The organism is Desulfovibrio sp., assembly GCF_009712225.1.
Classification (GTDB): Bacteria; Desulfobacterota; Desulfovibrionia; order Desulfovibrionales; family Desulfovibrionaceae; genus Desulfovibrio.
In genome coordinates, this window is sequence record NZ_WASP01000006.1 from 119,647 (window position 1) to 143,990 (window position 24,344).

Annotated in this window: 19 protein-coding genes; 13 read left to right on the top strand and 6 right to left on the bottom strand. The window is 56.8% G+C overall.

All coding sequences use genetic code 11. The features are described 5' to 3' along the window. Positions 1 to 126: 126 nt before the first annotated feature. Together groL and groES are read right to left on the bottom strand one after the other, a co-directional pair. Positions 127 to 1,779, bottom strand: coding sequence for a chaperonin GroEL (groL, locus tag F8N36_RS05950; protein WP_291331887.1), 1,653 nt, complete (start codon positions 1,777 to 1,779; stop codon positions 127 to 129). A 42-nt stretch (positions 1,780 to 1,821) separates the two neighbouring features. Next, entirely contained in the window at positions 1,822 to 2,109 is a 288-nt protein-coding gene (gene groES / locus F8N36_RS05955; RefSeq protein ID WP_291331888.1) for a co-chaperone GroES, read from the bottom strand. On the opposite strand from groES, the gene F8N36_RS05960 reads away from it, so the two are divergent. Next, positions 2,108 to 2,311: a hypothetical protein gene (locus F8N36_RS05960; RefSeq protein ID WP_291331889.1), complete on the top strand. Its 204-nt coding sequence runs from the start codon at positions 2,108 to 2,110 to the stop codon at positions 2,309 to 2,311. The two genes, groES and F8N36_RS05960, sit on opposite strands and share 2 nt — an antisense overlap. Positions 2,312 to 2,484: 173 nt before the next feature. Here the strand turns inward: F8N36_RS05960 and F8N36_RS05965 are convergent, their stop codons facing one another. Continuing rightward, positions 2,485 to 5,562, bottom strand: a complete 3,078-nt coding sequence (locus F8N36_RS05965) for a hypothetical protein (RefSeq protein ID WP_291331890.1) — start codon at positions 5,560 to 5,562, stop codon at positions 2,485 to 2,487. A 220-nt stretch (positions 5,563 to 5,782) separates the two neighbouring features. Here F8N36_RS05965 and F8N36_RS05970 point away from each other — a divergent pair, with 220 nt between their 5' ends. The 8 genes from F8N36_RS05970 (at position 5,783) to aat (ending at position 14,330) form a co-directional block, all read left to right on the top strand. Next, on the top strand, positions 5,783 to 6,046 hold the full coding sequence (locus F8N36_RS05970) for a hypothetical protein (protein WP_291331891.1): 264 nt from the start codon (positions 5,783 to 5,785) through the stop codon (positions 6,044 to 6,046). Between the two features lie 474 nt (positions 6,047 to 6,520). After that, on the top strand, positions 6,521 to 8,026 hold the full coding sequence (locus F8N36_RS05975) for a sensor domain-containing diguanylate cyclase (protein ID WP_291331892.1): 1,506 nt from the start codon (positions 6,521 to 6,523) through the stop codon (positions 8,024 to 8,026). 213 nt (positions 8,027 to 8,239) lie between these two features. Next, positions 8,240 to 8,545, top strand: a complete 306-nt coding sequence (locus tag F8N36_RS05980; protein WP_291331893.1) for a hypothetical protein — start codon at positions 8,240 to 8,242, stop codon at positions 8,543 to 8,545. 215 nt (positions 8,546 to 8,760) lie between these two features. Further along, complete coding sequence (gene radA / locus F8N36_RS05985) at positions 8,761 to 10,104, top strand: DNA repair protein RadA (protein WP_291331894.1); 1,344 nt, start codon at positions 8,761 to 8,763, stop codon at positions 10,102 to 10,104. Between the two features lie 11 nt (positions 10,105 to 10,115). Next, entirely contained in the window at positions 10,116 to 10,757 is a 642-nt protein-coding gene (locus F8N36_RS05990) for a class IV adenylate cyclase (RefSeq protein WP_291331895.1), read from the top strand. 19 nt (positions 10,758 to 10,776) lie between these two features. Continuing rightward, positions 10,777 to 11,097: an ATP-dependent Clp protease adapter ClpS gene (clpS, locus tag F8N36_RS05995; RefSeq protein WP_291331896.1), complete on the top strand. Its 321-nt coding sequence runs from the start codon at positions 10,777 to 10,779 to the stop codon at positions 11,095 to 11,097. Between the two features lie 9 nt (positions 11,098 to 11,106). Then, positions 11,107 to 13,419, top strand: coding sequence for an ATP-dependent Clp protease ATP-binding subunit ClpA (gene clpA, locus F8N36_RS06000; RefSeq protein WP_291331897.1), 2,313 nt, complete (start codon positions 11,107 to 11,109; stop codon positions 13,417 to 13,419). A gap of 128 nt (positions 13,420 to 13,547) precedes the next feature. Beyond that, on the top strand, positions 13,548 to 14,330 hold the full coding sequence (gene aat, locus F8N36_RS06005) for a leucyl/phenylalanyl-tRNA--protein transferase (protein ID WP_291331898.1): 783 nt from the start codon (positions 13,548 to 13,550) through the stop codon (positions 14,328 to 14,330). On the opposite strand, the gene F8N36_RS06010 is transcribed toward aat, so the two are convergent. Continuing rightward, entirely contained in the window at positions 14,291 to 14,785 is a 495-nt protein-coding gene (locus F8N36_RS06010; RefSeq protein WP_291331899.1) for a hypothetical protein, read from the bottom strand. The genes aat and F8N36_RS06010 overlap by 40 nt on opposite strands. Positions 14,786 to 14,842: 57 nt before the next feature. Here F8N36_RS06010 and uvrB point away from each other — a divergent pair, with 57 nt between their 5' ends. The 3 genes from uvrB to dapB all read left to right on the top strand — a co-directional run bounded on the left by uvrB (position 14,843) and on the right by dapB (position 19,889). After that, complete coding sequence (gene uvrB / locus F8N36_RS06015) at positions 14,843 to 16,879, top strand: excinuclease ABC subunit UvrB (protein WP_291331900.1); 2,037 nt, start codon at positions 14,843 to 14,845, stop codon at positions 16,877 to 16,879. A 75-nt stretch (positions 16,880 to 16,954) separates the two neighbouring features. Then, positions 16,955 to 19,084, top strand: a complete 2,130-nt coding sequence (ligA, locus tag F8N36_RS06020; RefSeq protein WP_291331901.1) for an NAD-dependent DNA ligase LigA — start codon at positions 16,955 to 16,957, stop codon at positions 19,082 to 19,084. Between the two features lie 16 nt (positions 19,085 to 19,100). After that, positions 19,101 to 19,889 carry a 4-hydroxy-tetrahydrodipicolinate reductase gene (dapB, locus tag F8N36_RS06025; protein ID WP_291331902.1) on the top strand — a complete coding sequence of 263 codons (789 nt, stop codon included), beginning with the start codon at positions 19,101 to 19,103 and terminating at the stop codon, positions 19,887 to 19,889. Positions 19,890 to 20,132: 243 nt separating this feature from the next. Here dapB and F8N36_RS06030 read toward each other — a convergent pair whose 3' ends face one another. Beyond that, a complete protein-coding gene (locus F8N36_RS06030) occupies positions 20,133 to 22,307 on the bottom strand; it encodes a methyl-accepting chemotaxis protein (RefSeq protein ID WP_366247036.1) in 2,175 nt (724 codons plus the stop codon). A gap of 397 nt (positions 22,308 to 22,704) precedes the next feature. After that, positions 22,705 to 23,625, bottom strand: coding sequence for a DMT family transporter (locus tag F8N36_RS06035; RefSeq protein WP_291331904.1), 921 nt, complete (start codon positions 23,623 to 23,625; stop codon positions 22,705 to 22,707). Between the two features lie 272 nt (positions 23,626 to 23,897). Between F8N36_RS06035 and F8N36_RS06040 the strand changes: the two genes are divergently transcribed. Next, positions 23,898 to 24,320 carry a hypothetical protein gene (locus F8N36_RS06040; protein WP_291331905.1) on the top strand — a complete coding sequence of 141 codons (423 nt, stop codon included), beginning with the start codon at positions 23,898 to 23,900 and terminating at the stop codon, positions 24,318 to 24,320. Positions 24,321 to 24,344: the final 24 nt, after the last annotated feature.

Here is a 24,344-nt window from a genome sequence, read left to right on the forward strand (position 1 = left end):
TAGAGGCGCGGGCAAGCCGCAGCCTGCTCCTGCTTTCCGGTTGCGCTGACATCAGTCGGCGCAAAAAAAGCTCCCGCCAAAGCGGGAGCCTTTTTATCATTCAAGCGTATGAGCCGTAGGGCTGGCTTAGTACATGCCGCCCATGCCACCCATGCCGCCCATGCCACCCATGTCGGGCATGGCAGGAGCCGCACCCTTGGGTTCGGGCTTTTCAGCAATGGCGCATTCGGTGGTCAGCAGCAGGGAAGCCACGGAAGCGGCGTTCTGCAGGGCCGTACGGGTAACCTTCTTGGGGTCGATAACGCCAGCCTTGATGAGGTCTTCGTATTCGCCGGTGGCGGCGTTGAAGCCGAAGCCGTCCTTGCCCTGGCGAACCTTTTCAACCACGATGGAGCCTTCGAAACCGGCGTTGTGGGCGATCTGGCGCAGGGGTTCTTCAATGGAGCGGCGGATGATGTTCACGCCAGCAAGTTCGTCGTCGTCGGCGGGCTTGATGTCGTTCAGCACCTTGGAAACGCGGATCAGGGCCGTGCCGCCGCCAGGAACGATGCCTTCTTCAACGGCAGCGCGGGTGGCGTTCAAGGCGTCTTCAACGCGGTCTTTCTTTTCCTTCATTTCCACTTCGGTGGCAGCGCCCACATGCACAACGGCCACGCCGCCCACGAGCTTGGCAAGACGTTCCTGCAGCTTTTCGCGGTCGTAGTCAGAGGTGCTGTCTTCGATCTGGGCGCGAATCTGCTTCACGCGGGCCTTGATGTCGTCGCCCTTGCCAGCGCCGTCAACTATGGTGGTGTTTTCCTTGTCGATCACGATGCGCTTGGCGGTGCCAAGTTCGGCAAGGGTCATGCTTTCAAGCTTGGAGCCGGTGTCGTCAGAAGCGACCTGGCCGCCGGTCAGCACGGCGATATCCTGCAGCATGGCCTTGCGGCGGTCGCCGAAGCCAGGAGCCTTGACGGCCACAACCTGAAGGGCGCCGCGCAGCTTGTTGACCACGAGGGTGGCCAGAGCTTCGCCTTCCACGTCTTCAGCAATGATCATGAGGGGACGGTTCACCTTGGCAACCTGTTCGAGCACGGGCAGCATGTCTTTCATGCTGGAGATTTTCTTTTCCGTGCACAGGATGTAAGGGTTGTCCATTTCGCAGACCATCTTTTCGGTGTTGGTCACGAAGTAGGGGGAGAGGTAGCCGCGGTCAAAGCGCATGCCTTCCACCACGTCCATGGTGGTTTCCAGACCCTTGGCTTCTTCAACGGTGATCACGCCTTCCTTGCCCACTTTGGACATGGCTTCGGCGATGATGTTACCGATGGTGGTATCAGAGTTGGCGGAAATGGTACCGATCTGGGCAATTTCCTTCTGGTCGCGGGTGGGCTTGGCAAGGTTGGCAAGCTCGGCGATAAGGGCTTCAACAGCCTTGTCCACGCCGCGCTTGATGGCCATGGGATTGCGGCCAGCGGCCACAAGCTTGGTGCCTTCACGGTAAATGGCCTGGGCCAGAATGGTGGCGGTGGTGGTACCGTCGCCAGCGGCGTCAGAGGTCTTGGAGGCCACTTCCTTCACGAGCTGGGCGCCCATGTTTTCGAACTTGTCGGTCAGTTCGATTTCCTTGGCCACGGTCACGCCGTCCTTGGTGATGACGGGAGCGCCGAAGGACTTTTCAATGGCCACGTTGCGGCCCTTGGGACCCAGGGTCACTTTAACGGCATTGGCGAGCTTATCGACGCCACGGGCAAGCTTTTCACGGGCTTTAACGTCAAAAAGAATTTCTTTAGCGGACATTGGAAAATTTCCTCCTGAAATATAATTCGGCAGCAGTGGGAGTTAGTCGATAATGGCGAGAATGTCTTCTTCGCGCATCACAAGATGATCAACGCCGTCCAGCTTGACTTCGGTGCCGGCATACTTGTTGAACAGCACCATGTCGCCCGCTTTCACAGCCAGAGCGACGCGTTCGCCATTTTCCCCAGCCTTGCCGGGACCGGCAGCAACAACCTGACCCTTGGAAGGCTTTTCCTTCGCCGTATCGGGGATGTACAGGCCACCGGCGGTCTTTTCTTCGGATTCAAGGCGTTTGACCAGCACACGGTCGTTAAGGGGCTTCAGCTTCATGACGTCAAATCCTCCCGGAAATGATTTTTTTATTGTCCGTCTAGGACGCAGCAGCGGCCGCATCGCTGTGGCCGCGCTGGAAATATTGCGCGTTATTGAACCAGAGGCAGATTACTTCGCCTTGGTTCCGCACCGGCATAAAAATAAGACACGCTGGGAGCTTGAAAAGGGGTCGAGGCTGATTTTTTTTACTTTTTTTTGAAAAAATAAAAAAATCAAATAAATCAGCTACGTTACTGATCAAACTAATTTGTGGCTTTATGCGGGTGCGCCCAGAGCGCACAATACACTGGGCAAGCAGCTCTATCGGAGCAACGGTGCGCCGTCAAGCACATACTGCGGTTTGCCGTGGCCGATGGAGTGGGCTGGCCCCCGTCAGCACTGGCACATGCCGTCCCTGAGTCTGGTCTGCGCCTCGCGCCGCAACTCTTTGACATAGGCCGCGTTATTTTTGAGGTAAAAGGCCAACGCGCGCGCAAAGTCCTTTTTCAGCAGGCCTTCCAGAATCAGCGAACTTATTTCGCGCTCAAGCGAAAGCAGGGCGTGCATATTGATGAGTATGCGCTGCTCCGAAGGAGGCAGAGAGCACATTTTGCGCCAGAATATTTCTCTGGCTCGTGGCTGGTAGTACCACATGTACATCATGTCGAGCAGGTGGGTAATGGTCTGTCTGGCTGCGGCCCTGTCCTTGCCTTGCAGCATGCGCCAGTATTCTGCGGGGTCCAGCAGCATGCCTTCGAGATCCCTGCTGGGAAACAGCAGTTCCTGCCGCGTGAGGTTTTTGTACATCTGCGCAAACTTGCTGTCGTAGTCGCACTGCCGCATGCGCAGATACATGTTGCGGTCGGCAAAACCTTCGATAATCGACGCAACCATGTCCGAAGAACACTTCGATACGATGGCCGCGCAGTTTTGCATGAGGCTTGCCGGGTCTGCCATGTGCATGGCCGTAAAGAGCATGCCAAGGCCCTGCCCCATAAGCATGGAAAGCGGAATAGAAAGGGCGCTGCGGAACAGGTTGCCGATGATGGCTTCCTTGGGCAGCCCCCGGTAAATGTTGTGGCCAGAAATATAGGCGCTGTTAATCATGGCTATGACCGTGTACACGGCCAGGGCGTTATCCTTTACGGTCAGGCCCAGCATGTCCTGCAGCAGCCACAGGCGCACCACCACTTCAAGCAGTGGAACAGATATGCCGGTGTACAGCAGCGAATCGGCCATGCGGCTCCAGCTCACATAGCGCTTCCACGGCACAAGCATCGAGCGGGTAAAGGCCCCGCCGCCCACCACGGCCTGCCCCACGTTGCGCACAGCGGTGATGGCAAACCATATGAGCGCCCCAAACCAGGTCAGCACCCACCAGCCGTCCACATAGCTGAAGGCCCACTGCGCGGGTAAAAAACCCGCCAGAATCTTGAGGGCGTTCATGATGTCGCTGTTCATATAGTCGGGCGACCAGCAGGAAATTTCTTTTTGCGCAGGGGCTTGCGCCTCCTGCATGTCGCGGTTGACGCCCTTGGCGTCAACGCCGCCCAGGGTCACAAGGTTGCCCTTTTGGCCTACTCTGGTGGTGTTTTTTTCCAACCCCCAGCCGCGCACCTTGTGGCAGCCCAGATTGCCAAGACCGGGAATGCGCCGCAGCAGGCGCTGCCACAGGGGCTGTGGCTGCTGCGGTTCGTGGTAGTGGGTAAAACGGTAAATATCCGTATGCACCGGCAGGGTGAGGCGCAGGGCGTTGTCTTCGCTGCGCAGCACTGCCTGAGCCTTGGGGGGCAGGGTTTCTACAAAAACCAGCCCCATGCCGTGGGTGTGGTGCGAGCGGCTTGTGGAATCGGTGCCGATGCGCGAGCCCAGCGGAAGAAGCGCATAAAATTCCTGCAATTGCGGAATATGCGCCAAAATGTCCTGAAACAGGGGCATGCGCTCGGAATCCTTGGGCTCTGCGCTGATGATACGACGTATGACCTGCTTGAGACGGGGAGTGTTGCCCTCGTTAACGGCCTTTTGCAGCCTGTTGATTTCTTCCACATGCGAGAGCTGGCCACTTGTCCATTCGCGCAGGTTAAAAAGCTCGAGGTGGGTGATGCGGCCGCGCCCCAGCCACAGCAGCTCAAGCACATCCTGTTCTGTCAGGCCCGCAAGGTTGAGCACAATCTGGCAGGGGTGCAGGGGAAAGATGTTCTCGAGCAGAAATTCCGGGGGCTGCTGCATTACAGCGGGCAGATCCTTGCTTGGCGCATAGGGAAAAACAATTTCCGGGTTGGCCTCCGGGCCCAGCCAGTCTTCGCGCAGCATGTCGGGAACCATGTCGTTCAGTTCCGCCAGGCTTTCGCGCAGCTTTGCGGCGCGTGAGGGGGTGGTTTCCTGCGCCAGGGCGGCACGCAGTCGCTCGCCGCGTGTCTGCCGCAGGGGCTCAAGCTGCTGGTAGATAAATTCGGCAAGGTGCAGCGACGAGGGCTGCCGCTGGCCCACATAGGCAAGGAATTCTTTTTCTTCAATGGGGGCGGGGGCTGGCATGTCCCAGCGGACGGCCAGCGAAGCGGCGTGCCTCTCGTTCCAGGCGCGCAAAAGCTTGAGCACGTATTCGCGCATCCAGTCGTTGACCGGTGCGTACTTGCGCAGCACGTCAACTATGTCGCGGCGGTGCAGCAGATCGTTGAAGGCCTTGGATGTCTCCGTATTGAGCGGCGACCATGTAAATTCCACCAGCTTGCCCCGAAAGGTGGCCTTGAATTCAATGCCTATGCGCACCGTAATGCCCATTATGCGGGCTGCTCGCAGCAGTTCCTGTGCGGCTTCGGGGTCAACGGTGTTGTAGTAGATCACCGTGAGAAAGCGGATGCCCTTGATCCAGGCGTCCATGACAAGATGCGTGGGGTTTTTGCGGCCCTTGGTGTTGGCATCGTGCACGTGGTGGTCAAAGGCGTGCTGGTTCCATTCTTCTGGCATTTCCAGCAGGTGATATTTGCGCAACAGTGCCCGCACAATGCGCGGCGTGCCTCGTACGGCCTGATGAAATTCGTGGGCCAGCGGCAGCTGGCGGCTCAGGTCGCCGTGCGAACGCACAAGGTCTTTCATTATCTGCACAAGCACGCGGGCCGTGTTGTTTTGCAGTGAAGAATGCGAGGAATACAGCACTTCATCGTGCAGGCGGCGCAGGGCCTGCAGGCGCTCGTTGGGGCCGCCCGCGGCGAGGCTTTCAAGCAGTACGATAACGGCGCTGGCAAGGCGCAGGCCGTGCGATGAGGTCATTTCAATGATGCCGTGAGGGTGCAGGCCCGGCTCTGGCTGGCGCAGGGAATCATTGTGTGCGCGCGCCTCGGCAAAGGCATTTACCATCTGGATGAGCTTGTGATCCTGCCTGTCGAACAGCAGCGAAGAAAACTTCTGGTGCACCTGAGGGCGTTCACCAGCGTTGGAAGTGTCGTGTGTAGAGTGTGAAGGTATAGACATGGAAAAAAATTTGGCAAAAGTGCTTATTGATGTTCGCATGGCCTGACTGGCCCGCAAAGGAACTGATTTTTGTCATGATGCAGCGCATGTGCGCGAATGTCCAGCCTCATGTTACGGTGGGGCAGGGGGCAGTATTGATAAAAGGCCCGACTGCCGTTAACGGTATTTATGGGTTCAAGGCATAACCGGCTGCTGCAGGCCATTTACCACGGGAGCGTATATGTATCAGAAATCCAACCAGCTGGCTGGCGGGCATGAGTTTGCTACCGCTCAAGATATGCTGGACTGGCTCGAAAAGGCCATGACTGACAATATCCGGAACAATCGCGACAGGCATCGTTTCGAGGCTGACCCGTATGTATACACGGTTAATTTTGCCGAGGCCGCAGGGCTTGCGCTTGATGATTCGCAGGCGGGCGACGTGCAGCGACGTGTGCAGCAGTGGGTTGAACAGCAATATTCCGAGGCGGTTATCGAAGAATAATCTGTATATTGCCGATCAGTAAACCCAGCGCACCGGGCGGTTGGCCGTTCGGTGCGCATTTTACATGGTTGTGTAGTCTTTTTTGCTGACTCTGTGATGCAAATATGCACCTTGGACATGCTTATCATATTTATGATATGTATTTGAAGCAAGCATTGTAGCTGTATTTGTATTTACAGTATGTTGGCTAGTTGTATGGCGTGTTAGAATAGAATTGCAGAGAATAAACAAGGCGATAATGTATTTTTAAATGTAAATTTTGGCTTTTTTGTTGCAAAATGTGGATAAATTGATGAAGCTCTCGCGAGAAAAATTCTTATCAGTGTAATTTTCAGGGTACCAATAAGCATGAGTGCAGTTTTACACAAAGCAAAAGCGCTGTTCCGTAAATTGAAAAATCATATAGAAGAGCGCCCTACGCGAACCATATTTGTTCTGTGGGCGTTATCTATTCCTTTTGCAATTTGTATTTCTTTGTTTGTTGCACTGTATTTGCGCGCGGGGTACCTGAACGAAGGCCTGGATGAAGCGGAATTCTCTCTGACGCAGCGTGTACAGCGTGTTGCGGAAATGACCGAGCTCAAGTTTGACACAATCCGCAAACTCACCGCGCTGCTGGCCACAGATTCGCGAATAGTTGCAGCCCTCAAGGGCGAGGGTGATCTTGCGGAATGCACCCGCTACCTGCAGAGCGTTGGCGATACACTGAGGCTGCACCGCGCCTTTCTGCTTGATACCAAGGGTATCTGCGTTGCCTCAAATGATGCCAATCTTGCCAGCAATCTGGTTGGCGTAAACCTGTCTGACCGGGAGTATTTTGCCCGCGCCATGCGTGGCGAAAGTTCTGCACAGTTTGTGGTGGGGCGTGTTTCAACCGTTGCGGGCTTTCATTTTTCCGCACCTGTGATGGGTCCCAATGGCTATCTCGGCGTTGTTGTTCTCAAGCTCGACAAAGACACTCTGGCCCAGCAGCTGTATTTGCCCACCGGTTTTGTTACCGACAATGCGGGTGTTGTTGTGGTTTCCGATTTGCCAGAAAACATGCTGCGCGTTGTGCCGGGCGGGTCAGCCGCTACGCTTGATTCTGCGCAAAACCTGTTGCGCTATCAGCGCGACCGGCTTGAGTCTGTCTATCTGAGTGAGGTTTCAGTAAACAAGCGTGCTGCCTGGCTGCTCGCTCCTGGGGGTATGCCCTACCTGTGCAAGACCATGACTATCGGCAAGGAGGGGCTGAGCATTTATGGCTTTGAAAACCTTGCCCCCTTGCTGAGTGATGCCGCAGAAACCTTTATATTCCAAATGCTCACGGCCTTTGTATTTCTGGTGATGGGTTTTGCCGTAATTATCGGTACGACAGTAAACTTTTTGCGCGACCGGTATCTGCGCGACACACTGGAAAAACTTAACGATACACTGCGGGTTCAGGCCCAGCACGATGCACTGACCGGGCTGCTTAACCGCAGAATGTTTGATGAAATGGCCGAAGCCTGGTTTGCCCAGACCCTGAGGCTGAGTGTGCCTTTTTCGCTGGTGCTGTTTGATATCGACCATTTCAAGCGGCTCAACGATGCCTTTGGACATCAGGCTGGCGACAATGTGCTGCGCGAAATCGCAGCCGGTGTGCAAAGGGAGCTTTCCCGGCAGGGTGACAGGGTCTTCCGCATCGGCGGCGAAGAATTTGCCGTGCTTGCAAGCGCAGCCAATGAAGGCCAGTTGCGTGTTGTCATGGAAATGATTCGCAAAACGGTAGAAGACCTGCGGCTCAAACATCCCAACGGACCCGGAGCAGTGGTGACCATCTCTCTTGGGGGGCTGCTGGTGCGCGGCTGCTGCGACATGACATTTGACGATGCCTTTAGAAAATCGGATGAAGCCTTGTATCTTGCCAAGGCTCGGGGCCGTAACCGCTGGGTGTTGGCAGAAAGTTGCTGCCTTACGGATTCGTCGCAAGCCAATGCTTGTCACAGATCCAGCAACTGATTTGGGCGCTGGTGCATTTATCAGGTAGTATCTGCTGCCACCTGTGCCGGACCGGGCCGTGCCAGGCCGGTTAAGCTTTGATGCGCCGGGCGCGCGTTGTGCGTTATGTATATTTTTCAGTTGACTTTGAATTTCATTTTCATAAACTAGGCGCGTGCCCACGCCTGTGGGCTGAATCATATTTTGCCGCACTGGCCAAGGAGTAAAGCGCGCATGTTTAACAGGTTTGGAACAACGCAGGACATGATGATCCAGACGGTGCAGGAAGATGGCGAAGAGTTGGTGCTGGCCATCGACAGCAGGGGCCTGTACCTCACCTCCGCACAGTTTGTGGGCCGCCCCATTGCCGACCGTAATCGCTACAGCGCCACCCGTAAGGGGGTGGAACAGCGCATCGCTGCACTGGGAATGGATGTGCCGGGTCTGCTGGCTGCCAACCAGCACCGTATTCAGGTTGAAACCGTATCTGCCAAAAAGGTCAACCCGCTCAAGGCCTCCAAGCGCGGAGCCAAGGGCTAGAAGCTCACAGGCAGCTCTGCTGCCGACACGGCATGCCGCGTATGCGGCCCAGCACACCGCCCGTTGCACAACCGGCTGCCATCTGGCAGCTGCTGTGCGGCGGGCGCTGTTGTTCTGGGCTGCGCGCGGTTCAGCCTGTGGGGCGAGCACTTAACGGCAAAAGTTGTGTATGTCATAACCTTGCGCCGTGTGTACTTTTTTCGTAGGCTTTATTCATGACGAAAACACGCGAGATTTATATATGCTCTGCCTGCGGCTCTCAAACCATGCAATGGCGCGGGCAATGCCCCAACTGCCATGAATGGAACACCCTGCAGGCGGCGGTGCAGCCCAAATCTGTCCCAGGCGGCAACAGACCCCGCCCGGCCACGGATTCCTCCAGCCGACCCATTCCGCTGCGGGATGTGGAAGATGGGGGGCATGAGCCCTATGGCAGCGGCCTCAAGGCGCTTGACCGGGTGCTGGGCAAGGGCCTTGTGCCTGGTGCGGCCATTCTTGTGGGCGGCGAGCCGGGCATCGGCAAATCAACCCTGCTGCTTCAGGTGGCGGGGCTGGTGGCCAAGCAGGGCAGGCGTGTACTTTACGCCAGCGGCGAAGAATCGCTGCCCCAGATCAAGGGGCGCGCCGAACGCCTGGGCATGCTTGAACCCAACCTGCTGGCCATTGCCACCTCGCGTGTGGAAGATGTGCTGGAAGCGGCCAATGTCGCGCCCCCTGCCCTGCTGGTGGTAGACTCGGTGCAGACCCTCACAAGCCTTGAGGCCGATGGGCTGCCCGGCAACGTAAGCCAGGTGCGGGCAGTGGCCACGGCCCTGCTTGAGGCCTGCCGCCGCCTTTCGTGCACGCTCATTCTGGTGGGTCATGTGACCAAGGATGGCGTGCTGGCTGGTCCCCGGCTGCTCGAGCACATGGTGGATACCGTTATTTCGCTTGAGGGCGACCGTCGTCAGATGTTCCGCCTGCTGCGCGTGTTCAAAAACCGCTTTGGCCCCAACGAAGAGCTGCTGGTCTTTCGTATGGAAGAATCGGGCATGCAGATTGTGGACGACCCTTCCACCTTCTTTCTGGGCCAGCGTGACCCTTCACTCTCGGGCACCGCGGTGGTTATGGCCGTGGACGGGCAGCGCCCGCTGGCTGTTGAGGTGCAGGCCCTTGTTTCGCGCACGTTTTTGAGTATTCCACGCCGCGCAGCTCTCGGGTTTGATGTGGGGCGGCTGCACCTGCTTTTGGCCGTGCTGGAAAAAAGACTCAAGCTCAACTTTGGTCAGGTGGATATTTACGCCAAGGTGGGCGGCGGCATGAAGCTGAGCGAACCGGGGCTTGACCTGGCGCTGGTGGCTGCGGTGCTTTCGTCGTACTATGATGTCCCCATGCCGGAAAAAAGCGTGTTGTGGGGCGAGGTGGATCTTAACGGGCAGGTTCGGCCCGTCTCAGCGCAGGAGCTGCGCCTCACGCAGGCCCGGCGGCTGGGTTTTGACCCCATTGTGCACCCTGCGGTGGAGCAGGGCGGCATAAGCACCATTGCTGCGCTGCAGCAACGGCTTTTTCATCGTAAATAAAGGCGGCGGGTATGGGCCTTGAAATTGAGCGCAAATATCTGCATATAAATTTGCAAAGCCTGCGTCAGAAGCTTGTCGACAATGGGGCGCATTGCCTTGGCGCGCATTTTGAAAGCAACTGGGTATACGACTCCGCCGAGGGTGGCCTGGTGGGCGGCGGCCAGCTGCTGCGCCTGCGCACCCAGCAGTGGCACGACAAGACGCGCCACCTGCTCACACTCAAGCTGCCCGCCATACATGACGGCGGCTTCAAGGTGCGTGAAGAGCGCGAAACCGAAGTGGCCGACGGCGCGGTTATGCGCGGTATTCTTGAAGGGCTGGGCTATCGTGTGGCAGCACGGTACGAAAAGATTCGCGAGCCCTGGCGCATGGATCTTGTGGAAATTGAACTGGACATCCTGCCTTTTGATCAGGTGGTGGAGCTTGAAGGCCGTGCTGAGGACATTGAGTCGGTCGAACGGCGTCTGAACCTTGACAATGCCGAAATAAGCACCAAAAGTTATCATGAGCTGCATCAGGAATGGTTGCGGCAAAATCACAAGCCTGCGCAACTCTCCTTTGTGTTTGACGAAGCGCAAAGCGTGCATTGGCGCACATCACTGGGCCTGACGGAAAGGGCCGCTGCCAATCCGGCTTCGACGCGGCAGAGCTGAAACGCCTTGGGAGCCATAAATGTCTTTTATTCCTGACAATCAAACTGGCGGTGAAAGCCGCGTAATTGTGGAAAAGAAACTCAAGGAGCCGGATCGCTACCGGGTTCTGCTGCATAACGACGATTACACAAGCATGGAGTTTGTGGTTTCGATCCTGTGCGGTATCTTCCACAAAACAGCCGAAGAAGCCACGGCCATCATGCTGGCAGTACACCAGCGCGGTGTTGGTCAGTGCGGCGTGTATACTCTTGAAATAGCCGAAGCCAAGGTTCGGCGTGTTCACAATACGGCCCGGGCGGCTGGGTATCCCCTTAAATGCACCATGGAAAAAATCCATTGAGATAAGCCTATGTTGAGTAAAAACGTTCAGTTGGTCATTCGGGACGCCCTCATGGAAGCCCACCGGCGACGGCATGATCTGTTGACTGTGGAGCACGTGCTCTTTGCGCTGACCAACAGCATGAAGGGGCGCATCATTCTTGAGGGCAGCGGGGCAAGTGTGCCTGTGCTGCGCGAGCAGCTTGAGGAATTTTTCAGCAAGGAACTGGAAACCGTTTCGCTGGCGGAAAAGCACGAGGTCGCTCAGACAGACAGCGTGCAGCGCGTACTTGAGCGTGCGCTTGAGCATATCCGTTCGGCGGGGCGCGATGCCGTAGAGCTTGGCGATCTGCTCATTTCCATTATGGACGAGGAAGAAAGCTACGCGCATTTTTATCTGCGCAAACAGGGTGTTGAGCGTCTCGACGTGCTCACCTTCATTTCGCACGGTTTTGATGAGGGCGCAGGCTCACGCGGTGTGGAAGCCGGGGCGGAATCGGCTGAAAACGGCGAGGCCAAGGCCGACCCGCTGGCGCAATATACGGTTGAGCTTACGGCCCGTGCCCGCGAGGGTAAGATTGACCCCCTGGTGGGGCGTGTGGCGGAACTTGACCGCGCCGTAGAGGTGCTGTGCCGCCGCCGCAAAAACAACCCGCTGTTTGTGGGCGACCCCGGTGTTGGCAAAACCGCTCTGGCCGAGGGGCTTGCCCTGCGCATTGTGGAAGGCAACATTCCTGACATGTTTGCCAAAACAAAGCTTTATGCGCTTGATATGGGCCTGCTGCTGGCTGGCACTCGCTATCGCGGCGATTTTGAAGGCCGGCTCAAGGCTGTGGTGCAAAGGCTCAAGGAAGAGCCCGACTGCATCCTGTTTATTGATGAAATTCACACCATTGTGGGTGCTGGCTCTACGTCTGGCGGTTCGCTTGACGCATCCAACCTGCTCAAGCCTGTGCTGGCCAATGGCGAGATTCGCTGCATCGGTTCCACCACCTACGAGGAATACCGCAACCACTTTGAAAAAGACCGGGCGTTGGCCCGCCGGTTTCAGCGCATCGACCTTACGGAACCCACAGCCGAAGAATGTCTGGGTATTCTTGAGGGGCTTGAACCGCGCTATGCGCAGTACCACCATGTGCGCTACAGCCCTGCGGCTCTCAAGGCCATGGTCGAGCTAACCTCGCGCCACGTGCGCGACCGTCTGCTGCCCGACAAGGCCATTGACGTGCTGGATGAAACCGGCGCAGCCGTGCGGCTGGGGCGTGGCGTAACACCCGCCGCCAAATCGGGTAAAAAAGGCAAGGATGCCCCTCTGGTGGGTGTGCCCGATGTGGAGCGTATTGTGGCCCGCATGGCGGGCATACCCGTGCGCACTGTTTCGGGCAAGGAACGCAACAAGCTGGCAACGCTTGAAAAAGACCTCAAGGGGCTTGTGTTCGGGCAGGAAAAAGCCATAGAGCTGACCGTGCGCGCCATTTTGCGCGCCCGCGCAGGGCTTGGGCAGGAACAGCGTCCCGCCGGGGCCTTCCTGTTCTACGGCCCCACAGGCGTGGGCAAAACAGAGGTGGCCCGCAGCCTTGCCAAGCTCATGGGCGTGGAATTTCTGCGCTACGACATGAGCGAATACATGGAAAAGCATTCTGTTTCGCGGCTTATCGGTGCGCCTCCAGGCTATGTGGGCTTTGATCAGGGCGGGCTTATGACCGAGGCGGTGCGTAAGGCTCCGTATTCTGTGGTACTGCTCGACGAAGTGGAAAAAGCCCACCCGGATATCTTCAACGTGCTGCTTCAGGTCATGGACTATGCCACGTTGACGGATAACACGGGCCGTAAAACGGACTTTTCGCACGTTATCCTCATCATGACCTCCAACGCCGGGGCCTTTGAAATGTCGCGGCCCGCCATGGGCTTTGGCGGCACGGCCCCGCAGGATGCGGCGCACAAGGGCCTGAAAGCGGTAGAAAACACCTTCAGCCCCGAATTCCGCAACCGGCTGGACGCGCTGGTTCCCTTTGGCAGCCTTACCGAACCCATGATGCTGCGCATCGTGGACAAGTTTGTGGCCGAAATACGCACCAGCCTCGAACACCGAGGAGTAACGCTCACGTTGAGCGACAGTGCCCGCAAGTGGCTGGCCCGCAAGGGCTTTGACCCCGCCATGGGCGCGCGCCCCCTGCGCCGTCTGCTGCGCACGGAGCTGGAAGACCGCCTGGCGCACGAGTTGCTGTTTGGCGCTCTCAAAAAAGGCGGCACGGCCAGGCTGGGCCTCAAGGAAGACCAGCTGGTTCTTGAGCACGCGGGCAGCGCTGCCAAGAGCCGCAAGCCTGAGCCGGTAGACGCCTGATGACCATGCTTGCACGGCGGGCTGGAGCTGTCCTTTTGCGGCAGTTTCGGCCCGCCTGTGTGGTGCCTTTTGCTGTTGCCAGCCCCTGCCTTTAAACACTCAAATGTTATTTGTCGGCAAAGGAAACTATGATCGGGGCATTTACGGCACTGGCCTCTCAATTTCCGCCGCCGGAATCAGCCCGTGACGACGGTCTGCTGTGCATGGGGGGCGACCTGCGGCCAGAACGCCTGATCGCAGCCTATAGCCGTGGAATTTTTCCCTGGTATTCGCAGGGGGTACCCATTCTCTGGTGGTCGCCCGATCCCCGCTGCGTCATGCCTCTTGAAGGCTTTCGCCTGCCTGCGCGCAGCGCCCGCAAGCTGCGCCTTCACCCCTTTGAGCTGACCCACAATGCCGCCTTTGGTCGGGTTATACGCGCCTGCGCCAAGCCGCGCGACAAGGAAGGTGGAACCTGGATCATCGACGACATGATGCGCGCCTACGAAGACCTGCACGCTCTGGGCTATGCCCACTCCGTAGAGGCATGGTACGACGGCGAGCTGGTGGGCGGGCTGTACGGCGTGGCACTGGGCCGGGCCTTTTTTGGCGAGTCCATGTTTCACACCATGTCGGAAGCTTCGCGTGCGGCACTGGCCGGGCTGGTGGCCCTGTTGCGCCAGCGCGGGGCGTCGCTGCTTGATTGCCAGCAGGAAACGCCGCACATCATGCGCATGGGCGGGGTAATGCTGCCGCGTGCTGTTTTTCAGGCCGAGCTTGCCCGGGCATTGGCCCCGCAAACGCAAACAGGCGCTGCGCATGTGTGCGCAACGCCTGAAATGGCTGGAAACAATGAGCCGTTTCCCTGGCTGCCCTGGGGGCTCGTGTACAGCTATTCGCCGTCAGACGGCTTTTGGCTGGCCAGATCGTAAAAACCCTGGGCAGGAAAGGACAGCGGATAGTCGCGCACCGCGTCAAAGCGGATAAAGCCCGTTGTCTTGCCTTCGCCAATACCGGCCAGAGGCGCAACGCCAAAGGGTACGGGCAGGTCGAGCGGGCAGACCGTGATTTTTTCAATCTGGTCGGCGTAGCGCTTTTCAAGGTATTCAACCAGCTCGTGGCTTTCTTCGGCGGTGAAGGATTCAAGCACACAGCGCAGCGCGGCTTCTTCGGTGGCGCCCTGCAGCACTTCAGCAGGAACAGAAGGATCAACGGGGGCCACAAGGCCAAGGCCCTTGATGGCTTCCAGTTCTTCGTCGGTTCCACCGGGGCGGAAAATCTGCACATCCACGTGGCGGCAACCCTTGAAGGTGCTGAGTGTGGCGGCCACAATGAAAACACGGTCGATGGGCAGATCTATCTGAGAAGGTACAAAGATTTTTTCCATGGCAATTCCCGTTCGTTATTGATGTAATTCTGTCCTCTTACTCCAAAACGCAATATTATGGAAGATAATCAGGTCATCCCTTTCAGCCTTGAAACGGCATACACGCCCACGGGCGACCAGCCCACGGCCATCGACGCCCTTGTGGACAATATTGAGGCCGGTGTTCCGGCCCAGGTTCTGCTGGGCGTTACCGGCTCTGGCAAAACATTCAGCATGGCCAATGTCATTGCCCGCTGCAACCGTCCGGCTCTGGTGCTTGCGCCCAACAAAACGCTGGCGGCCCAGCTGTACGGCGAGTTCCGCGAGCTGTTTCCGCGCAATGCCGTGGAATATTTTGTCAGTTATTACGACTATTATCAGCCAGAGGCTTATGTTCCCGCCTCTGACACCTATATTGAAAAAGATTCGTCCATCAACGACAACATCGACAAACTGCGCCACGCCGCCACCCACGCCCTGCTGACCCGGCGTGACGTGATCATTGTGGCCTCGGTTTCGTGCATCTACGGCCTTGGTTCGCCAGAATACTACGCCAAGATGGTCATTCCCGTTGAGGTGGGCCAGCACTTTCCCATGGACAAGCTCATCACCCGGCTGGTTGAAGTGCACTACGAGCGTAACGACTACGACTTTCACCGTGGCACGTTTCGCGTGCGGGGCGACGCGCTCGAGATCATTCCCGCTTACCACCACGAGCGGGCGCTGCGGCTGGAATTTTTTGGCGACGACATCGACCTCATGCGCGAAATCGACCCTCTCACGGGTGAGGTTCTGGCCGATGTGAGCAAAACCGTGCTGTATCCGGCCAGCCACTTTGTGTCGGCACAGGACAACCTCAAGCGTGCTGCCAGCGACATACGCGACGAACTGGCCGAGCGGCTTGTGTATTTCAAGGAGCACGGCCAGCTTGTGGAGGCCCAGCGCATAGAGCAACGCACACAGCTTGATCTTGAAATGATTGAAGAACTTGGCTATTGCAACGGCATAGAAAACTACACCCGCCATCTCGATGGGCGCAAACCGGGCGAGCCGCCCTCGTGTCTGCTCAACTACTTTCCCAAAGATTTTCTGCTTTTTGTGGACGAATCGCACATCACCATTCCGCAGGTTGGCGGCATGTACAAGGGCGACCGCTCGCGTAAGCAGACTCTTGTGGACTACGGTTTTCGCCTGCCTTCGGCTCTGGATAACCGCCCCCTGCAGTTCAACGAATTTACAGACCTGCTCAATCAGGTGGTGTACGTGTCGGCCACGCCGGGCAAGTACGAGCTGGATCAGGCGCAGGGCATTGTGGCAGAGCAGATCATCCGGCCCACGGGGCTGGTTGACCCGATGGTAGAGGTGCGCCCCACCAAGGGGCAGATGGAAAACCTGCTGGGTGAATGCCGGGGCAAGATCACGCTGGGCGAGAGGGTGCTTGTCACCACACTTACCAAACGCATGGCGGAAGACCTCACCGAATACTGCTGCAACATGGGGGTGCGGGCGCGCTACCTGCATTCGGATATTGATACGCTCGAGCGCATGCAGATCATCCGCGCCTTGCGGCTTGGGGAATTTGACGTACTGGTGGGCATCAACCTGTTGCGCGAGGGGCTTGATATCCCCGAGGTTTCGCTGGTCTGTATTCTGGACGCTGACAAGGAGGGCTTTTTGCGCTCCACGGGTTCGCTAATCCAGACATTTGGCCGCGCCGCCCGTAACGCGCAGGGCAAGGTTATTCTGTACGCCGACAAGATTACCGACTCCATGCGTGCCGCCATGGGCGAAACCGAGCGCCGCCGCGCCAAGCAGTCGGCCTACAACGAGGAGCATGGCATCACCCCCACCAGCACCCGCAAGAGCCTTGAATCTCCGCTGGATAGCCTGTATGTGGAGGATGGCGGAGGCCGTGGGCGCGGCAAGGGCAAGGGCAAGGGTAAACAGCGCGAGGCCGACGCCGTGCCGCTCACAGCCGAAGATACCGCTGTTCTTGTTGCCAAGCTTGAAAAAGAAATGCGGCAGGCCGCGCGCGATCTGGAATTTGAACAGGCCGCCGAACTGCGTGACCGTATCCGCATTTTGCGGGCCAGACTTATCGCCATGCCCGACTAGACCGGGGCGCTTGCCCGGTGAGCAGAGCCGCCTTTGCCATGGAGCGGGGCGGCTGACCATCAGAAAGGTTTTTTCATGTCACAGAATTCTCGTAACGGCAGGCAGGAGCAGAACAGTCTCTTTGCCACAGCACCCGCTGGCGGCCCCAGCAGCGAAGAGCGCAACCGCGCCCGCTGGCTGGCCGCAGAGCTGGAACGCCACAACTATCTGTACCACACGCTGGATGCGCCGGAAATTACGGACGACCAGTTCGACGCCCTGTTTCATGAGCTGGCTGCCTTGGAAGACCGCTGGCCAGAACTGCGTTCTGCCCATTCGCCCACCCTGCGCGTGGGCGGCAAGCTGCTGGATGGTCTTGCCAAAAAATCCCACAGCCGCCAGATGTACGGTCTGGACAACGTATTTTCTGCCGAAGAATGGCGCGATTTTGTGGAGCGCATGCGCCGCGCGTGGGATGTGGAGCTCAATGGCCCCCTGCCGCAGGCTTTTTGGTGTGATCCCAAAATGGACGGCCTTGCGCTGGAAATCATCTATGTAAACGGCGTGTTGCAGGAAGCCCTGACCCGTGGCGACGGCGAAGTGGGCGAAGTTGTCACCGAGGCCGTGCGCACCATCCGTACCGTGCCGCTGCGGCTCAGGGGCGAGGGGCCGTTTCCTGCGCGGCTTGAGGTGCGCGGTGAAGTGGTGATGTTCAAAAAGGATTTTGAGGCTCTCAACGAGCGACAGGAATCGCTGGGGCAAAAAACCTTTGCCAACCCGCGCAATGCCGCCGCTGGAACCCTGCGCCAGCTTGATATTTCGGTTACGGAATCGCGTCCGCTGCGTTTTCTGGCCTACAGTCTGGGCGATGCGCTGTGGTTTCCGGCGCAGCCCTGCCGTCTGCATTCCGAGCTCATGGCCCGGCTGAAAGAATACGGTTTTCTTACGCCCCCAGGCGGAAAACTGTGTGCAACAGCACAGGATGTTGAAGAATACGTAAACTGGGTGCGCGAGAACAGACCCCAATTCCCCATGGAAATCGACGGCGCGGTCGCCAAACAGGACGACCTTGAAGCGCAGGAGGCCCTGGGCTTTACGGCCCGCGCGCCGCGTTTTGCCGTGGCTTTCAAGTTTCCGGCCATGCAGGCCCAAACCCTGCTTGAGGGCATAGAAATTCAGGTGGGGCGCACGGGTGCTCTTACGCCTGTTGCCCTGCTTGCGCCGGTGGCCGTGGGCGGGGTGATGGTATCGCGCGCGACCCTGCACAACGAGGACGAAATCCGCGCGCGCGACGTGCGCGTGGGTGACACTGTTATTGTGCAGCGCGCGGGCGACGTCATACCCGAAGTGGTGGGCCCTGTGCTGGATAAACGGCCTGCTGGCGCGGAACCTTACCCGTTTCCCCGCACCTGTCCGGCCTGTGGACAGCCCGTGTACCGGGAGGAAGGCGAGGCCGCCTGGCGGTGCGAAAATCTGGCTTGCCCTGCTATTCGCCTGCGCTCCATTACCCACTTTGTTTCCAAGGCTGGGCTTGATATTCAGGGTGTGGGGCAGAAGTGGATTGAGCAGCTTGTGACCAGCGGGCGCGTACAGTCGCCAGCCGACCTGTTCAGTCTGAGCGTACAGGAACTGCTTGGTTTTGAACGCATGGGCGAGGTGCTGGCGCAAAAGTTTGTGGACGCGCTTGAAAACGCCCGTCACACCGCCACCCTGCAAAGGCTCATCAGCGCGCTTGGCATTCGCCATGTGGGCGAGCAGACAGCCCGCACGCTGGCCGCGCGTTTTGCCGACCTGGACGAGCTGGAAAACGCCACTGTAGAGAGCTTGCTGGCCCTGCCCGATGTGGGGCCGGAAGTGGCCTCGTCCATACGCAACTTTTTTGACAGCCCCGCCAACCGCGAGCAACTTGCTCGGCTCAAGGAGAATGGCCCGTGGCCCAAGGGCGCGGATGCCGCTCAGGGGGCGCAAGCGGTTGCCGAAGGCCCGCTGGCTGGCAAAACCATTCTCTTTACAGGTACGCTCGGCGTGCCGCGCGGCACTGCGCAAAAGTGGGCCGAGGCCGCCGGGGCCATTCCCCTTGGTTCGGTGAGCAAAAAACTCAACTACCTTGTGGCGGGCGAAAAGGCGGGCAGCAAACTTGATAAGGCACGCGACCTTGGCGTAACTGTGCTGGACGAAACGGAATTTACAAACCTGTTGCGTGAATCCGGCATTGCACCGGAATAACGGAAACGGAGAAGCTATGAGCACTTCAATTATCGTGGTTGGGGCAAGCGGTCGCATGGGCAAGACCATCAGCGGGCTTGTGGAAGCCGACCCGCAGTTTACCCTTGCCGGACTGGTGGACAGCCCGGAGCGCATTGGCGCTCTTGCGGGTGTAGCCTGTCCTGTTTCCGACAGCCTTGCGGCTCTGCTGCCCAAGGTTCCGGGCGCGGTGGTCATTGATTTCACGGCCCCCTCGGTGAGCCTGCAGTCGGCCAAGGCCGTGGCACAGACCGGCAACGCCCTTGTTATCGGCACCACTGGCTTTACCGATGCGGAAAAAGACGAACTGCGCGCTCTGGCCATGCGGGCTCCCATTTTCTGGGCTTCGAACATGAGCATCGGCGTAAACGTGCTGCTCAATATTCTGCCCCAGCTCACCAGAGCTCTTGGTGAAGATTACGACATTGAAATGGTTGAGCTGCACCACAACCGCAAAAAGGACAGCCCCAGCGGTACGGCCCTGACCCTTGGCGAATGCCTTGCCGAAGCCCGCGACTGGAAGCTCAACGATGTGCGCTGCTCTGCCCGTGACGGTATCATTGGCGCGCGCCCCAAGGAAGAAATTGGCATTCAGGCCATCCGAGGCGGCGATGTGGTTGGCGTACACACCGTGTACTTTATGGGGCCGGGAGAACGCATTGAAGTAACCCATCAGGCCCACTCGCGTGAGAACTTTGCGCGCGGCGCCATCCGCGCTGCTGGCTGGATGGCAGGGCAGAAGCCCGGCAAGCTCTACAGCATGCAGGATGTGATCAAGGACATTTAACGGCAGGGTAGAAGGGCTTGCAGCTCTGCAACCTGCTTGTTGAACCGCACATATCAGGGCCCGTTTTCTTCTGGTGCTGCACATGACGCACGGGAAGAAAACGGACCCTTGCTTTTTAAAGCCAGGTGCCTGCAGCCAGAATGATGCTGCAAAAAGCCCCGGCGCGATAACCGCACCGGGGCCTTGGCAACTACGTATGGGGCTGGCTGGCTTGCAGCCATGCCCGCGCCTGAGCGTACAAGGTTACGAAACCATCTGGGCGATGAGCTTCTTGAGTTCCTGCGCCTGCTTTGCAAGCTCGGTAACAGCAGCCGCAGAGTGGGCCATGGCAGAAGAAGTCTCGGCACTGATGGTGTTGATCTGCTCGATGGAACGGTTGATCTCGTCGCTGGTGGCCGACTGCTCTTCGGCGGCTGCGGCGATGGAATGGGCCTGATCCGCAGCCTGATCAACCAGCACCACGATTTCGGAAAGGGCCGCGCCAGAGGTGCCCGCAAGCTCGGTGGTCTGCTCGATGGTGTTGACCGTGCTGTTGACCTTATCAATGTTCTGCGATGTGCCGCTCTGTATGCCCTGAATTGCAGAGCCAACCTCGCGGGTCGCCTGCATGGTCTTTTCTGCCAGTTTGCGCACTTCGTCGGCTACCACGGCAAAGCCGCGTCCGGCTTCGCCAGCCCGTGCCGCTTCAATGGCCGCGTTGAGGGCCAGCAGGTTGGTCTGGTCGGCAATGTCTGAAATAACGGTCATGATCTGGCCGATGCTCTGGGCCTGATCGCCCAGCGAAGCCATGCCACTTTTGAGCGCCAGAGCCTGATCGTGCAGCTGATTTATGCCCAGCACCACCTTGTTGACCACATCCGCACCGTGCTCTGCCTTGCGCTTGGCGTCGGTTGTGGTGTCTGAAGCGCCGCCAGCGTTGCGTGCCACTTCAAGCACAGAGACATTCATCTGTTCCATGGCCGTGGCCGTTTCAGAAACGCGCTGTGTCTGCTGGTCGGCTCCACGGCTGGCCTGCTCCACCTGCGTGGAAAGTTCTTCTGTAGCGGTGGAAAGCCGGTCGGCAATGGTATTGGCATTCTGTGCGATCTGGGCAACCGTATCGCGTTGTTGTTCAATGGTGAGCTGCTGCTTTTTGATTTCCGTCAGGTCAAACACCAGGGTCATTGCGCCCACCACTTTTCCGTCCAGATCGTGAATGAGCGAAGCGTCGATGCGCAGATACCTGTGTACGCCGTCAGAGAAGGTCATATCTGTTTCAATGCCGTGCGCGTTTGTTCCTTCTGCAAGGCATTTGTGGCAGACGGTGCGCCTGCTGGGATCACCGTAGAAAAATTCGGCAGAGGGCATGCCAAGGGCGTCTTTGGCGGGGCGCTTGAAGCCCACCAGCTTGAGCATGGCTTCATTCACGTAGGTAATGTTGACCTCCGTATCCACAACAAGGGTAGGGAAGGTAATGCCCTGCAACACGCCGTCTGCAAAGCCAAGACGGTTTTTAAGCACCTCTGTGGTTTCCTTGAAGTTGCCAGCAAGTTCCGCCAGTTCAAAACTGAAATTGCCAGCAAGCGAAGCCTTGAAATTTCCATGCGCAATCTGCGCACTGTAATCCATGATATTTTTAAGAGGGCTGGTAATAACACGACGCACCATAAAGATGATGCTGCCAAGAAGCACAATAAAAATACATGCGGCAAGGGCAATAAGAACATTGCGTTGCGCAAGCGCATCGCTGGCAAGATCGTCTTCAAAGGCAGAAATGCAGACAATCCAGCCTGTTTTTTCAATAGTGCTGAATACAAGTACCTTGCGTCTGCCCTTGAAATCATAATCAAAAGAGCCTTGTTTCATTTTGAGCGCCTTGAGCACAAAATCCATTGTGCTGGCATCGCTCATGTACATATCTGGGCTGGGGTGGGCTATAACACGGCCATTGGCGTCAATGATGAATGCGTAACCGTTATCCGCAACCTTGATGTTGTTAACATGGCTTTTTACATAGTCATTCCAGTTGATCGTGACACAAACAGCGCCAATGGGCTTGCCGTCATCACCGAGAACTGGAGTTGCAAGTGCAAATACTTCTTTTTTGGTTGTTTTTGAAACTATAATGTTTGGATCAATGGCGTCTTTGCCTTGCATGGCAGTTTTAAAATATTCTCTTTCGCCGTAATTGTTACCAATGAAAGATTCTCCTGCACTTGATGCGCCAGATACGGCAATACCCTTGCTGTTTAATACAAAAAGCGAATTAACGCCCTTGTATTCCTTGATAAGGGATTTGATAAGAACGTCCATTTCTCCACTGGCACCCTCTATGGCGCTTTGCGCCTGTCCGCTTTGCGCAGGAACTTTGAGCATGCTCAGGTTGGAAGCAATCAGGTCGTTAACGTTGGCAATAAGGCCGCTGTTTATGAGCTTCATGCCATCAACGGACGTTTCATTGATGATGTTGTATGAAGATTTGCCAACATAAATGACAAGAATAGAAACACCAGTAAGTAAAACTATGCTTATAATTGCAGCAAGTGCTGAGTTTACGCTTTTGAAAGAAAGGCGTGGCATAATGTCCTCCAGTCAGCGTGGGCTACCAGGCTAGTTTGAGAGTCTTTTAACGGATGTTAAAAAATAACATGCCGATAAACAAGCATGGAGGAAAAACAAATTGTATTGTTTTTGTAAATAATATTATCGTCAAAACAAATATATACTTTATATTGTTTGTAGTAAAAAATTATTGAAAATAATATTTTACGTCAAGTAATCAAATGATTTTTATTGTAATGTTATTATTAATGGTTATTGAAGTTGTTTTAATGCGTTATCTTCTGCTCAATATGGCCACTGCACCCAGAATAAGAGTGCCGCCAAGAACAGTGCCGAGGCCAGGCCTGTCGGCAAAAAGCAACCAGGCAACAAGAATGGCGTAGACTGGTTCAAGCGTAATGATAATGGCGGCCTGTCGGGCTTTAAGGGCCGTAAGGCTGCTAACGTACAGGCTGTAGGCAAGGGCCGTGCACAGCAGGCCAAGGCAGGTAATCCACAGCCAGTCAAGCGGGGCAAGGACCACAAGGTCGGTTGCGGCAAAAGGCAGCAGGCACACGATGATGACCACATTTTGCCACCAGCAGGTATGCATGCCAGACATGCCGCCGGCAAAATGCCGGTTGGCTATGGCTACGAGGCCATACACACCGGCAGATGCAATGCCCCACAACAGGCCATGGGTAGCGGTGTCGGTCAGGGAAAATGACGGCGTAAGGCATACAAGCCCAAGGGTGACCATTGCAATACACTGCAGTTCGCGCGAGCTTGGACGCTCACGGTAGGCAATAGCTTCAAAAATTGCCGTAAATACAGGAAAACAGGCAAACCCAAGCGTGCCCACAGCCACGCCACCCAGTTTTATGCCCATAAAAAATGTCACAAAGTGTGCTGTAAGCAGTACACCACTTATACCAAGGCCCACAACATCGCGCAGATTAACATTTTTCCACGGCGGATTGCGCTGCATGAGGCAAATGCCGCCCAGCGCCGCAACTGCAACCAAGGCTCTGCCGCACACAAGATCAATGGCGGAGCACTGGCACAGTTTGCCAAAAATGCCTGATATGCCAAACAGTACTGTTGCGATGTGCATGCGTATGAGGGCAGAGCGAACAGCACCACCCTGCGTTTTGTTTTTTTCGCAAACTGTGGCATTGTTCTGGCAAGAATGCTCCGCCTGATTGGCTGGCTGCATGTAATCTCCTTGATGGTAGTGGGCTAGTGGTACTCGGAATGCCTGTCCCCGGCAAGCAGCAAGGTTGTTTAAACATTGCGGTAATAGAGCCGGATGTGCAGTGCTTGCCTGGGGGGTTGCATTATGTCTGATAACCGTAGAAAATATTTCTGCAAAAAAGTCTAGATTTTATCTTGAAATTTACAGGCGGGTAGTGTAGCGCAGAAAGAAAAGATGGCGTAACACGATGTTTGGCAAAACTGTGCCAGGCCGCACGCATCATCGGGGGCATCATGCCGCAGGTTGCAGCACGCATTAACGACGATCAGGAACGCTGGCTCAAAGACTATTTTCGTACAAAGAGCGCTGGGGCTGAGTTTATTCTTCCCTGGGCCGTTGATACGTTTTTTCGGGCCATTACGGGCATCAAGCACATATTCAGCGCGGCTGAGCTCAAAACTATTGTGGAAGCCCACAAAGATATGAAGCTTATGCCTGATCACACGCGTCTTTCGTATCTTTTGCTGCGGGTTACCGATGCGTGTGACATAAACGGCGTGCATATGCGGCATGGAGCCAGCAAATCGAGCCTTGAAGCCAAAATAAAAAGCCTGGACGACACGCAGGCAACCGCACTGATGGTGTGGGCTTCTGCCTTCTGGGTAAGCCGCAACTGTTCCGCAGAAAATATGGACGAGTACATCAAGGCCTATTGATTTTAATTTGCCATCTATTTAGGT